The sequence below is a fragment of the Aureitalea marina genome (assembly GCF_002943755.1).
Taxonomy (GTDB): Bacteria; Bacteroidota; Bacteroidia; order Flavobacteriales; family Flavobacteriaceae; genus Aureitalea; species Aureitalea marina.
The window spans coordinates 1905585-1919599 of the sequence record NZ_MQUB01000001.1; the positions used below are offsets into that span (position 1 = coordinate 1905585).

Here is a 14015-nt window from a genome sequence, read left to right on the forward strand (position 1 = left end):
TTAACGCAGGACCAGGGTATCGATCTTCAGCCTGGCTTTTAAGAACTCGTACAACCTGGCTTTGTCACTCTCCACATCTCGCCTGCGCGCATTGTCCTTCCAATAGGTATTGAAATAATTGACAGTATCCACCTTCCCCCCTCGTTCTACCAGGGTAACCGAATAGGAGAACTCCTCGAGGTTGGGATAATTGATCTTCACCTCTTTATTGATCTCTTCGAATGGGATCAGGTCATCCTCAATTTTACTCAAAGCATTCACCTTTCTTTGCAGTGAGTCGATCAGGGAATTCTTATCACTGATTACCAATGAGTCTCGTGATCGAATGGCCTCCAGGTACTTGACTTCATTGTCTCTATCGTCAAAACGACCGGACTGATTGATAACCAATTCACAGTCACGCAAAGCACTATAGGTCTGCATCCTGTTTTCAAGCACTAAAACCGTGGATTCAGGAATTTGCTCTACTCCAAAGGACATTAGCTCTATGGTCGATACATCATCATATCGATACTGAAACGTGGCGTACTTCTTCATATATGAAGAGTTGGGAAGTGCGTCCAGCTCGGTTTCGATAAATCGTTTGGCGGCTGTCTCGAAGCTACTTTCTTTCAATACCCGATAAAAGGTCACGCCAGCAGGAACCATGACCAGCACGGCAAAGAATGACGCTATCCTAGAGGTATTTCTCCGTTTGCGTGAATTAGCATATTTGATCAATGGGAAACGCAGGATTCGAAGGATCAACCAGGTTGCCAGTGCTATGAAAATACTGTTGATCAGGAATAGATACATGGCACCGGCGGCATACCTCCAACCATCAGGATTACCCAATATTCCTTCTGCGAGGCCATAACCAACCGTACAAAGTGGTGGCATCAGGGCTGTGGCAATTGCCACTCCGAAGATCACCGAGGCGATGGTCCCTTTCTTGGTCCTTGCAATGATCAGGGCCGCACCACCAAAAAATGCGATCAATACATCACGTATGTCCGGTCGTGTACGGGCTAATAATTCCGAGGACTCTTCCCTCAGTGGGAACAACCAAAAGAACAACAAGGCTGTGATCACACTAAGCGCAACCATTACCCCGAAATTCTTAAGGGCCTTACGCAGGGTGTCAATATCGTTTGTGGCCACTGAAAGTCCTAAGCCCAAAATCGGACCCATCAGTGGAGAAATAAGCATGGCCCCTATAACTACTGCCGTAGAGTTGGCATTCAATCCTATGGAGGCGATGAAGATAGAACAAACAAGGATCCAGGCGGTGGCACCTCGGTAAGGAATATCGGCCTTTATGGCCTCGATAGTTGCAGGACGATCTACTTCCTGACGTATATCGAGCAACTTGGACAAAAAGCCAGAGATGCTCCTATACAAGCCCTTGGCATCTTGTTCTACTGCTTTACGCTGGTCCTCTATGTGCTTATTGACATCTTCGTTTTCCATACATCAGGTATACTGATCTCCAAAATTTGAATTGACTTTTTGGAGCAATTCCTTGATCTCTTGTTGCTTCTGTTTAGGAAAGATAAGTAAAACATCGTCCTTATCCACTATGATATAGTCATCCAGGCCATCTACCACAACCAATTTCTCTTTGGATGTGTAGATCATATTGGAGTTGGCATTGTCCAAAAGTGGTTTAGCCCGAACTACTGCATTCTCGGATGGATCATCAACCATTTTCTCAAAGAGCGCACCCCATGTTCCCAGATCATTCCAATCAAAGCTGGCATTTTTGACCCGCACATTGGCGGCTTTCTCCATGATTCCGTAGTCTATTGAGATGTTCTCCGCCTTTGGATAAGTGGAATTGATGAACTCCATTTCACCATCCGTGTGATATGAATCATCTCCCTCCGAAAATAATGCGTACATCTTCGGGAGAAACTCCTTAAAAGCTTTCAGTATGCTCCGGGCACTCCAGATGAAGATACCTGCATTCCACAAGAAATTTCCTGATTCCAAAAACTGTTTGGCGGTGTCGTAGTCAGGTTTTTCACAAAACCGCAAGACGGAAGGAATATCCTTTGTGTCAGTTTTGTCTTTTTCAATATATCCATAACCCGTGTTGGGGAAGTCAGGAACAATTCCCAAGGTAACCAACACATCTTCTTGGGCACAAAGATCAAAGCAGGCCAAAACATCATCTTTAAAGGCCAACTCATCCTCTATCCAGTGATCGCTTGGGGCAACCAGCATCAAGGCATCCGGATTCTCCTTGTAAATACGCATAGCAGACCACAGTATACAGGGTGCTGTATTCCGCATAGCCGGTTCCGGAACCACCTGGTTCTTATCAATTTCAGGTAATTGCTCACAAACTAACTCTGTATAGCTAGCATTGGTCAGCACGTTGATCTGAGAGGCAGGAACAAATTGGTTTAGCCTACTAAAGGTTTTTTGCAGCAGGGATTGCCCCGTTCCCAGCATGTCGTGGAACTGCTTAGGAAATGAAGAAGTGCTGACCGGCCAAAAACGCGAGCCAATACCTCCCGCCATGATGACGGCATAATAATTATTGTTCATGAAACTATTGGATTAAATTGACTTCGGCCATGGGATTGAACAGGTAAAGCCTTCCCGTTTTCACTTCAACGCATTCGAAGCGCTTAACCCGTTTTGCTCCCCGTCGAAATACCCGTCCGTTGTACAACTTGAAGTAACCACCCATGGGCACCTCAAAGATATAGTATTTGTCGTTGGGCGGATCGTACTGTTTAAGTGATAAGGCGAGTGCAGGATCAGAATCGCTGCTGGCCCGGGGATTCTTAAAATGTCGAGCTAATTGTGGCAATACTTCAGAAGGAAAAACTTGTGGCCTGATAAAAGGCAGCATCATTTGCTGAAAGGTATGCTTCCATTCCCTGCCGTGTGGTTTAATTTGCCGCCCGTATTTCTTGTACGCCACTAAATGCGCCAATTCGTGGATCAAGGTCATCAAAAAACGATAGGGATTCAGGTTAGCATTGACCGTTATCTGGTGAGTTCCGTCTGGTCGCAGTCGATAATCCCCATGACGCGTTACCCGCTCATTGACGATCTTTAAATGCACCTCATGAATTTTGATCAGTTCCAGGCAGGCCGAAACCGATTCAGAGGGCAGGTATTTTTCCAGAGTGTTGTCCATCCTTAGGGTGTGGTACTGGATACCGGTAATATCTTCCCATTGTAGTATCGATTGCCATTGAGGGCAAAATCCAGAACAAAGCTCGCCATTTCCTTAGCCGAGATTGGTGCTTTGTAACCTGGAAAGGCCTCTTCCAACATTTCGGTCTGTACAGCACCTAAAGCTAGGCCATTGAATGAAGGGCCGGAATCTTTGTATTCCTCTGCAAGTACCTCGATCAATGTATTAAGAGCTCCCTTACTGCTGGAATAAGCTGTAAGACCCGGGAACTTGGCACTTCCCTGAACTCCTCCCATACTACTGATCCCAACTACGTGCCCTTTCTTACCCATAAAAGGAAGGAGTTGTTGAGTAAGATGCATCACGCCGAAAACATTGACCTGATAACACTGCAGAATCTCTTCTGCCTTTAGTTGAGAGAATGGTTTGTTTACCAGATTTCCTGAATTATGGATCAGTATATCTACCCTACCCCAATGTTCACCTATATAGTCCGCAACTTTGATAAGGTCGCCTTTTTGAGTGATATCGCAAGGTAGACAGTGACAGTTGGTAAGCCCCAATCCTGAAACCGGAACGGCATCCCTGGACAGCGCAATTACCTGGTGTTCCGTATCGGCTAACAGACCGACCATCTGGTAGCCAATACCCCTGCTGGTCCCTGTGATTATAATATTCTTTCCCATAATCTAAAGATAAAGAAAACCCGTTATCGACTTCTGGGATAACGGGCTTCTATTATTTTGCACATTGTGTCAGATCAGGCGAACATAGTCACCGGATTCTCCACATAATTTCTCAATGTCTGAAGGAAGGCAGCACCCGTCGCGCCATCAACCGTTCGGTGATCACAGGCCAAAGTAACTGTCATGGTGTTTCCAACGGCGATCTGACCATTCTTAACCACCGGTTTTTGAACGATGGCACCTACCGACAGTATTGCCGAATTCGGTTGATTGATGATGGAGGTAAACTCCCTGATCCCAAACATGCCCAGATTGGACACCGTAAAGGTGCTTCCCTGCATTTCGTCCGGGGTCAATTTCTTGTTCCTCGCTTTACCCGCCATTTCCTTGACCTGGGCACCAATTTGAGAGAAGGTCATTTGATCTGCAAATTTCAATACAGGAACTAATAAACCATCTTCGACCGCAACTGCCACTCCGATATGGATGTGTTTGGCAATACGGGTTACTCCATCTGCCCAGCTAGAATTGACCTGAGGATGTTTTCTCAGTGCCATGGCACAGGCCTTTACCACCATATCATTAAACGAGATCTTGACATCAGGATCCGAATTAATGGCCGTTCTTGAGGCTATGGCGTGATCCATATCAAACTCCACGGTCAGATAATAGTGTGGTGCCGTGAATTTGGACTCTCCAAGACGACGCGCTATGGTCTTTCTCATCTGAGAATTGGTAACCTCCTCAAACTGCTCTTCGCCTACAGGCATGTAAGCAGCAGGACCAGCAGCAGCTGGTTGGTAATTTTCAATATCCCGCTTGATGATCCTTCCATTCTCTCCAGATCCCTGGACTCGGCTTAGATCTATTCCTTTCTCGGCTGCCAGTTTCCGGGCTAGTGGCGAAACAAATAGTCTACCGCTTGTGGCTGCAACTGGAACTGCTGCAGGTGGTGCTGGCGTTGGTTTAGGTGCCGGAGCTGGAGCCGATGGTGCCGGAGCTGGAGCAGCAGCTTTTTCAACTACAGGTGCAGTCTCTTTCTTCGCTGCAACCGGAGCCGCACTAATTCCGGAAACATCTGTTCCGGCAGGTCCAACGATGGCAAGCAGCGCATCTACTTTGGCCGTTTGGCCCTCAGGAATCCCAATTTTCAAAAGGGTCCCGGAATAAAATGATTCAAACTCCATGGTGGCCTTGTCGGTCTCGATCTCGGCCAGGATATCTCCTTCCTCAATGGAATCTCCTTCTTTTTTTAACCAGCTGGCTACCGTGCCCTCTTCCATAGTGTCACTAAGTCTGGGCATAGTGATGATCTCTACTCCTTCAGGTAATTCAGTAGTAGTTGTTGCCTCCTCTGCAACCGGAGCCACTTTTTCCTCAGTCTCTTCCTCAGCAGCAGCAACTGGTGCATCTCCACTTAACAAGGCACTGATATCTTCTCCTTCCTCACCAATAATGGCCAGTAAGGCATCTACGTTGGCGGTTTCTCCCTCGGCTATACCGATATGCAGGAGAGTGCCTTCGTAAAAGGACTCAAACTCCATGGTGGCTTTGTCGGTCTCGATCTCGGCCAGGATATCCCCTTCAGCTACCTGATCTCCGACCTTTTTCAGCCAGGAGGCTACAGTTCCTTCTTCCATGGTGTCGCTTAAGCGCGGCATGGTGATAATTTCCGCCATAGCTATAGTTTATGTGGTAAGAATGGATAGTCTTCTTGTTCGTAGACAGCTTCGTACATGACGTTGAGTTCCGGGTATGGAGAATCTTCCGCAAACTGCTCGCACTCTTTAACCAACTCCTTTACCCGATCGTTGATCGCCCCGATCTCGTCCTCGGTGGCGTATTTCTTTTTGTAGATGATATCCAATACGTAATCGATGGGGTCTTCATCCTTCATTCTCTCAACCTCTTCCTTTGTTCGGTAATGCTGGGCATCACTCATGGAGTGACCCCTATACCTGTAGGTTCTGATCTCCAGGAAGGTTGGACCACCGCCTTTACGGGCGCGGCTGATCGCCTCGTCCAATTCCTTGGCAACTACTTCCGGTTTCATTCCGTCTACCGGACGACAAGGCATATCGTAACCCAATCCAAGTTTCCAGATCTCACTATGGTTGGCTGTTCGCTCTACAGATGTCCCCATGGCATATCCGTTGTTCTCTACACAGAATACTACCGGAAGATTCCAAAGCATCGCCAAGTTAAAGGTCTCATGCAATGATCCTTGCCTGGTCGCCCCATCCCCCATAAAGGTCAAGGTCACCGCATCCCTGCCGAAGTACTTATCGGCGAATGCCAAACCAGCACCCAAAGGAATTTGTCCTCCAACTATACCGTGACCACCATAAAATCCGTGTTCCTTGGAGAAGATGTGCATAGAGCCTCCAAGTCCCTGAGATGTTCCTGTTCCCTTTCCGTACAGTTCCGCCATCACTTTTCTTGGGTCAACCCCCATTCCGATTGGTTGAGGGTGATTTCGGTAGGCAGTGATCATCTTGTCCTTGGAAAGATCCATGGCGTGCAAGGCTCCCGCCAAAACAGCTTCTTGTCCGTTATAGAGGTGCAGAAATCCCCGTACTTTTTGCTTGATATAAACCTGGGCCAGCTTGTCCTCAAACTTCCTCCAGAACAACATATCCTCGTACCACTTGAGATAGGTCTGCTTGGTTATTTTCTTCATCTAGTTGACTATATCCCCGTTGGGGTTTTTCAGAAAAACAAAAATACTATTTTCTCACCTTCTAAAAAACCACTCAAATTAAAATGTGCGAAAACGTTAGAGGTAAGAATCATCGAAGGTAAATGGCAAGAGATCAGCGACTGAGGAGGCCTTGTAGATCGGCCCCTCCCCTCCCTTAAAGTAGATGGGTATTGCGCAATTCTGTCTCAGTTCATACTGAGCGATTGCCTGCCTGCAAACACCGCAGGGTGCTACTGGTTCCGGATTGTCCTTGGACCTGGCTCCACCCACTACCACCAGCGTCTTTATGAGTGGATCGGAATAACGGGAAGCGGCTTGATGAATAGTGGTTCTCTCTGCGCACAATCCCACTGGAAAGGAAGCATTCTCCTGATTGTTCCCACTCACGATCTGTCCATCACCCAACAAGACAGCGGCACCGACCGTAAAGTCCGAAAATGGGGCATAAGCCCTGTCCCGGGCTTCTCTAGCATGAGTGTATAATTCCTGAATGTCGACCGGCAGATCATCCAGCCTCTCATAGATCTCGAATTCTGCTCTGAAAACGAGCTTCTCCAAAGCGCCTAGTATTCGCTATACTCTTCCCCAAAGGAGAAGGTCAGACCAAATCGTAGTGTTCCCTCCAACGGGCTCCTGACCGCCGAAGTCGAAAATAGATAAGAGATATCGAAGTTGATTGTGGTATACCTGAACCCAGCTCCCAGAGATAGAAACTGACGGGAACCCTTATTGGGATTCTCGTAGAAGTAACCTGTCCTGAAGGCAAAGACATTCTGATACCAGTACTCCGCGCCAAAGGCCCAGGTCATTTCCTGAAATTCTTCTGAGAAGCCATCTGGGGCATCACCCCAAGAGGAGAAAAGTGCCGAGAACCAGCTTTCATTATACCAGTCGTCTTCTCGATTGATCACGCCGTCCCCATTGGAGTCACTAGGAGTAGGCACTAAAAGCTTGTTCATTTCTAGGTTAAGACCAATCGTGTTATAACCGTCCAGGATGAAGTCAAATCCACCGCCAATGGCAAAGTTGGTCGGCAGGAAATTCTCCTGCCCCAGATCATCATATTTCAATTTCGGTCCAATATTCGAAATGTTGAATCCGGCTCTCCAACGACCGTTAAAATCACTGTATGCGATCTCCTCACTTTGATAATATCCTGCAATATCAACCGCAAATGAGTTAGCCGCCGAGGCATCTTCTATGGCCGCCTGGATCTTAAGATCAGATCGCAGGTATCGACCCGCTACCGCAAGAGAGAACTGATCACTTAATCTTAAGGAATAACTGACGTCAAAAGTTAGTTCATTAGGGCTTTGCAATAAAGGTTCCTGGTCGATGGTCTCACGAAGTTCGATCTCACCCAAACTGAAATACCTGAAACTGAGTGCAAAGGCACTTCGTTCGTTGATTCGATTGTAATAGACCAGGTTACCCAGGAAAATATCGTTAACCAACTGACTTAAATAAGGTGTATATGTTATCCCTATCCCCTGCTGATCCAAAGCGAAGGCATACTTTGCTGGATTCCACTGTTGTGAGAAGGCATCTGCAGAACTCGTTACACCGATATCAGCAATCCCGGCCGAACGTGCATCTGCTGCGATCAATACAAAGGGGACACCTGTGGTGATGACCCGATTATCCACAGATGTACCGTTGTCTTGAGCAACGGCTTGAAAGGCCATAATCAGGGTTAGAATCGGAATAAAAATCTTCTTCATGAGGTCAAATTTGAGCAAATATAAATGTATTTTCTAAAGGATTACGAGTTTTTCAAATTTTTCAACTCGCTGGTTAGTTAACGTAGATTTAACAGTAATCTTGTACACATAAGTACCTTTTCCTATCCGGTCTCCGAAATCGTCCCGACCATCCCAGATAATATCCCTGGAAAGGAATCCTTCTGTGTTGATCACCTGATTCTTGGTCCAGACCACCTTCCCGGAAATAGTGAAGACCTGTACCTGCACCTCCAGGGGCTCGAATGGACGGTTGTGATTGAACCAAAACTCGGTGTAATTCACAAAGGGATTTGGATAGTTCAGTACCCGTGTTATCTCTAACTGATCGTCACCAGCCACCACAAATTGTATCTCTGCTGTACTGGAATTGTTGTACACATCCCAGGCCTTAAAGGTCAGGGTGTGCAATCCCTCTTCCAGGTCTCTCAAATTATAGGTAGCCTTTCCACGTGTAAAGTCGTCAACCTCTGCCAGATAATACTCATTGAGCACAAATGGATTGGATTCGTCCCCATCCAGGATGGCGATCATATCGTGTCCAATACCTGAAGCAGTATTGATACCGTTTTCGTCCATCAATCTGGCGATCAGTATAGGAGAATCGTTGGTGATCCCACCATTGACGAAGGTCTCGTCGTTCATGAACAATTCTATGGTTGGACCGGTGTTGTCCTCCGGGGCTGTCTCGTCCAGTCCACCGACGATCAGATCCAGGTTGAATCCATTCCTGTCCTCCAGAACATTGTCCTTCTTGCTGTACAAACTAACCCGGCCATTGCCATAGGGAATCTGAATGTCCCTGGGAACAACAAACTCGAACTCGAACTGACCGTCGCTCACCGTTGCCTGCCCGTTAAAAAGACCTTCCCCAAGGGTAATGAAATCCATGATCAGCAGGAATCCATCAGATCCCCTGACCCCATCGTTTCCAAGAGTTTGTCTATCTACATTCTTATCGAACACCTTTGCCTCCAAAATACCGTTGTAGTCTGTAAGCACATTCCCGGAGGCATCCGTGACTTCTCCTCCCAGGCGTACTCTACTTAGCGCCTTTAAGGTGTCATTGGCCTGCCCGATTGGTACTCCGTTCAAGGTTGTCAGCCGAATATTGGGTTCGGGGAAGGCCAAACGCATAGCGGGATCTCCTAGATAAAATATCACTCTTCGGTTAGAACTGGACTCACCAACCTTTGACAGCCTCAGGGCCTCTGCGGGTGGGACCGGTACTATACGGTCAAAACCAAAAAGCTCTTCCGCCAGATCCTGATTGAACCTCACCCCTAAACTAACACCAATAGATCGGGTTGTGGTGATCATGGATACTGCTCCCCCAGTGGGATTCCAGTAAGTGATCTCTCCCGCCGTAATTCGTTGAGGTCATCAAATTTGGTAAACTCACAGGTCACCGTTACAAAACAAGGAAAGCGATAATCATTGGTCAGGTCGTCAGCCTCCAGTTTCATGAAGATGGCTTCACTGGCCAGTCCGTCTTCCCCGCCATGACCAAAATAATTGATAACCAGTGCACCAACCTCCAGGGCATTGACAATGGCATCATTGACATCGGGATATCGATCTCCTCCCGCAGAGGTTTGTTGCTGATACGAATCGCTATGGATCTTCTTTACATTGATAAAGGGTTTTTCCTGTGAGATCTCGTCCCCCAGTGCATCCAGATTGCCTTGCAGATCTTCAAATTCAAATTCCTCGTCCACATCATCCGAAACCAACACAAAATTGTTTCTCCAGTTACCATAGGATCGTTCCAGTGCATATCGTTCGATCTTAGTTACCATTTCATTGGCCAGATTGACATCATCCGCCAGGATTCGGCCAACCGCGATGTCCAGTTTATCGGAGCCATTGTTATACAGAAACCGTCCTTCTTCGGGATCCATCGCGCCGTAAAAGTCATCGGTCATATAGGAACGGAAGGTACTATTGCTAAATACCGTATGAAAAACAGGGACTACATTATTATTTCCAGGTATTCTGTTCTTGTAATCGAAGGAAGCCTCTCCAAAAAGGCAGAGGTATTTTATTCGCTTATCGGGTGAAGAGGCATTCTCATAAATATAACGAACAAAGTTTCGGATAGCCCCAACATCTTGTTTGCCTGAACTGAACTCTTCATAGATCTTATCCGTAGTCACCACCTTGACATTGAGACCATCAGCCTGGCTTCGGATATTCGCCAACCGTAAGGCAGGTTGCAAAAGAAAAGGGGCCGTGACGATCAGATAATCAACATCCTGAAAACCACCCGACCCGCTGAAGATAGTACCCTTGAGGTCCTGGTTAGCAACCCTGGGGTTACTGATCTGTTCCGGGGCAAAATAATCGTCTGCACCATGAGCGATGTACTCCCTGATCTGACCCAGATTTGCCTTGAAACTTAGGCTAGCAGAACCATCATGTACCTTAAAACCGATATTCGCAGGATCCGTCACATCCCAAAGCTGAGAAAAACTACCAGCCGAAGAAATGATATACTGTCCGACGCCGCTTGAAGAGGCGGCTTCATTCTTTCTAAAGATCAATTGTCCTTGGGCCCCGGTAAGCTGCCGGTCGGCCCGGATACGTATGTAATCCAGATAGGCTATGCTGGTAGGATTTCCTCCGTTGCTGTAGGTGAGATCTACTGTAACCGTTTCCGGTCCCGCATTCACAGCGCCTGTAAAATTACGGGTAGATAATAAGGTCGGATCGTTGATGGGTGGGAATTGAAGTGGATTGACAGAAGTTCCGTTTATGGAGATTGCCATGGAAGTTGATTGCTCTGAAGCTGCTCCGGCCTTGATCGTAATATCCATGCTGCTCCCACCTACAATATTTGGAAAACTGAGTTCGAACTGTTGCTCTGGCTCTACATCGAATCGATTTCCAAACCACCTTCTTCCTACTTTGGCCGGACTGATCTCGTCCTGCTCAAAGAACTGATAATCGTCGAAGGTAGTGAAGCTCAGTTGGGGCGCCCCACCTGGTTCGGCTAGAGGTTGGACCCGGCGTCCAGGGCCTCCATCGGCGGTGATATAATAGAAAGACTCATCGCTGTAGGGATTGAGGTTACTATCATTCTGATCCTGATAGCCTCGCGTACTCTCACCGTAGAATAGGATATAGTCATCGGCATTGAATCTTCCATCCTCCTCGCCCACTATTTGTATGGCGTTTTCCCGGAGGTCAAAATACTGGTTGTCCTGATTGACTAGCGGTAAGGTCTTACCGCCGTTGCCGTAAATTTTGAGATTACGAGGATCTACTTCGTTCATGTTCAACCCCAGATCCCTTAAGAAGTCCCGATCAATGATATGGATGCCATTGTTGGAGACTTTGAACTTGTACCAATTCCCAGAAGCCAGGACCGAACTGCCCAGTGGAATCCGATTGCGTTGAGGTGCCCGAGTATAGGTATATTCCAATCCAAATGAAACAACTTTAACTACTTGTCCGTTCTGTCTCAACACCGGAGTTAGCTGTAAGGTAGCCACCTGTTGGTCCCTGGCACGGGTACTTAAAAAGTCAAAGCTCAATTGGGATGGGATGTCGATCTGAGGCAGTCTGGCCACCTCATTCTGACTTAGGGGCTCATATTGAACATTGACCAGCTGCACGGCAGAAGGATCAACATATCCCTGCTCCAGCCAGGTCACCGAATAGGTAAGTTGTTCGTTATCCCATTGCAAATTTCCCGAGTCCAGTAAATTGGGATCGGGGACCACGTTTACACTTCTTTCTTGAGTAGCAGAAGTAATCGCAGACGTTTCCCAGGAAATCTGAACACGTTTGGTTTGGGCAAAAAGTCCTGAACACAGGGAGAATACGCCCAGGAACAGTAGAATTTTTCTCATCATTAGCACTAACGATTCAAATATACGCTTAGTATGGCGGACAATTAACTTTTTTCTAAGAAAACTAGGCCCTGGCATAATAAAACCAGAATTGAGCCGTTTTGTAGGGGTGATAAGGGTTCCCGCGATTTTGGAACCCACTAAAAACCAAAAATTTATTGCATTTTTGAGGTTAATTACTATATTGCAATCCCAATTTTGCTGAACCTAAAATCATGAACTTAAACAAATTCTTCGTACTACGGCTATGTATTGCCCTCGTCACAGCCGGCGTTTTAGTCGGATGTAACAAGTCAAGAGATTACAAGAACAGCTCCCGAGCCACTGGATGGAAGGTGAATGCCAAAGAAGGCGGTCTGCAGTATAACGCGAAAGCGAAAGAGCAGGAAACCGGTCCTGGATTGGTGTTTATCGAAGGTGGTACCTTTACTATGGGAAAAGTTCAAGACGATCCAATGCACGATTGGAACAATTCCCCCAATCAGCAGCACGTCCAATCTTTTTATATGGACGAGACCGAGGTGACCAACCTCATGTATCTGGAATATCTGGACTGGCTTAAGCGAGTCTTCCCTCCAGATGACCCTAATTTCAGAAAGATTTATGAAGGTGCATTACCTGATACCCTTGTTTGGAGAAACCGCCTGGGTTACAACGAGGTAATGACCAACAACTATTTGCGCCACCCTGCCTATGCAGATTACCCTGTTGTGGGTGTTAGCTGGGTACAGGCTGTCGAATTCAGTAACTGGCGTACAGACCGTGTAAATGAATTGATCCTGGAAGAGGAAGGATTCGTTACACGCAATGCGCGCTACGAAGTAGGCTCAGGGTCTACCTTTAATACGCAGACCTATTTGAATGCACCTACCATGACCTACGGTGGGAATGACTCCTTAACTCGAGGTGGTAAGCGTTCTCAAAGTGTTGCCAAGCGAAGCCAGGATAGTACCAATCTTTACGTGCAACGCAAGGACGGTTTGTTATTGCCTTCTTACAGGCTACCTACTGAAGCCGAGTGGGAATACGCCGCTCTGGGATTGGTAGGACTGAGAAACTACAACGTATACCGAGGTAGAAAGAAATATCCGTGGGATGGGCAGTATACCCGCTCTGGAAACAGACGTTCTCGTGGAGATCAACTGGCCAACTTCAAGCAAGGAGATGGTGACTACGGTGGAATTGCCGGATGGAGCGACGATGGTGCCGATATCACGGCAGAAGTTAAGTCCTATGAAGCCAACGATTATGGTCTGTACGACATGGCCGGAAATGTGGCCGAGTGGGTAGCCGATGTTTACCGTCCTATAGTTGATGACGAATTTAACGACTTCAACTACTATCGTGGAAACGTATATACTAAAAATGCCATTGGATCTGATGGTAAGGTGAAAATAGTCAATGCAGACTCTATTGTATACGACACCCTGAGCAATGGTAAGGTCGTTGCCCGTAACCTGCCAGGTGAGATCCTTCAGGTTCCTGTAGACGAGAACGAAACCTATTTGAGAACAAACTTCTCCGATAGTGATAACCGTGACTACCGGGACGGAGATAAGCGATCTACTCGTTATTACCAATCCTTTGGTGATGATGATGAAGATGGTGTGAACAAGAGAAAAATGTATAATTCTCCCGAGCATCAAGTTGGATCTGCCGACGACGGAAGCATGAACTTGCAGTACGATAAATCCACCAAGCGAACTTCACTGATCAGTAATGAGGTCAGGGTGTATAAAGGAGGTTCTTGGAGAGATCGTGATTACTGGCTGGATCCAGCGCAGAGAAGATTCTTCCCTCAGGATATGGCCACGGACTACATCGGTTTCAGATGTGCCATGTCTCGAGTAGGATCTAAAGCAAAAGACAAGAAGAAACCTCGTCATTAAGGCGAATCTACCC

General features: G+C 46.9%; 9 protein-coding genes and 1 pseudogene. 1 reads left to right on the forward strand and 9 read right to left on the reverse strand.

Going from position 1 to position 14015, the window contains the following annotated elements; translation table 11 throughout:
* The 9 genes and pseudogenes from BST85_RS08815 to porU form a co-directional block, all read right to left on the reverse strand.
* The gene (locus BST85_RS08815) at positions 1-1449 is read right to left on the reverse strand and encodes a DUF389 domain-containing protein (protein ID WP_104812910.1); all 1449 of its coding nucleotides are present in this window, start codon (positions 1447-1449) and stop codon (positions 1-3) included.
* A gap of 3 nt (positions 1450-1452) precedes the next feature.
* Positions 1453-2532: a mannose-1-phosphate guanylyltransferase gene (locus tag BST85_RS08820; RefSeq protein WP_104812911.1), complete on the reverse strand. Its 1080-nt coding sequence runs from the start codon at positions 2530-2532 to the stop codon at positions 1453-1455.
* 4 nt (positions 2533-2536) lie between these two features.
* Complete coding sequence (locus BST85_RS08825; protein WP_104812912.1) at positions 2537-3133, reverse strand: SprT-like domain-containing protein; 597 nt, start codon at positions 3131-3133, stop codon at positions 2537-2539.
* A gap of 2 nt (positions 3134-3135) precedes the next feature.
* Complete coding sequence (locus BST85_RS08830; RefSeq protein WP_104812913.1) at positions 3136-3819, reverse strand: SDR family NAD(P)-dependent oxidoreductase; 684 nt, start codon at positions 3817-3819, stop codon at positions 3136-3138.
* Positions 3820-3893: 74 nt separating this feature from the next.
* The gene (locus tag BST85_RS08835) at positions 3894-5498 is read right to left on the reverse strand and encodes a pyruvate dehydrogenase complex dihydrolipoamide acetyltransferase (RefSeq protein ID WP_104812914.1); all 1605 of its coding nucleotides are present in this window, start codon (positions 5496-5498) and stop codon (positions 3894-3896) included.
* Positions 5499-5500: 2 nt separating this feature from the next.
* Complete coding sequence (pdhA, locus tag BST85_RS08840; RefSeq protein WP_104812915.1) at positions 5501-6499, reverse strand: pyruvate dehydrogenase (acetyl-transferring) E1 component subunit alpha; 999 nt, start codon at positions 6497-6499, stop codon at positions 5501-5503.
* A 96-nt stretch (positions 6500-6595) separates the two neighbouring features.
* Complete coding sequence (locus tag BST85_RS08845) at positions 6596-7078, reverse strand: cytidine deaminase (protein ID WP_104812916.1); 483 nt, start codon at positions 7076-7078, stop codon at positions 6596-6598.
* A 5-nt stretch (positions 7079-7083) separates the two neighbouring features.
* Positions 7084-8241 carry a type IX secretion system outer membrane channel protein PorV gene (gene porV, locus BST85_RS08850; protein WP_104812917.1) on the reverse strand — a complete coding sequence of 386 codons (1158 nt, stop codon included), beginning with the start codon at positions 8239-8241 and terminating at the stop codon, positions 7084-7086.
* Positions 8242-8274: 33 nt separating this feature from the next.
* Positions 8275-12191, reverse strand: a pseudogene (gene porU / locus BST85_RS14770) (type IX secretion system sortase PorU).
* Between the two features lie 137 nt (positions 12192-12328).
* Here porU and gldJ point away from each other — a divergent pair.
* A complete protein-coding gene (gene gldJ / locus BST85_RS08860; RefSeq protein ID WP_104812918.1) occupies positions 12329-14002 on the forward strand; it encodes a gliding motility lipoprotein GldJ in 1674 nt (557 codons plus the stop codon).
* Positions 14003-14015: the final 13 nt, after the last annotated feature.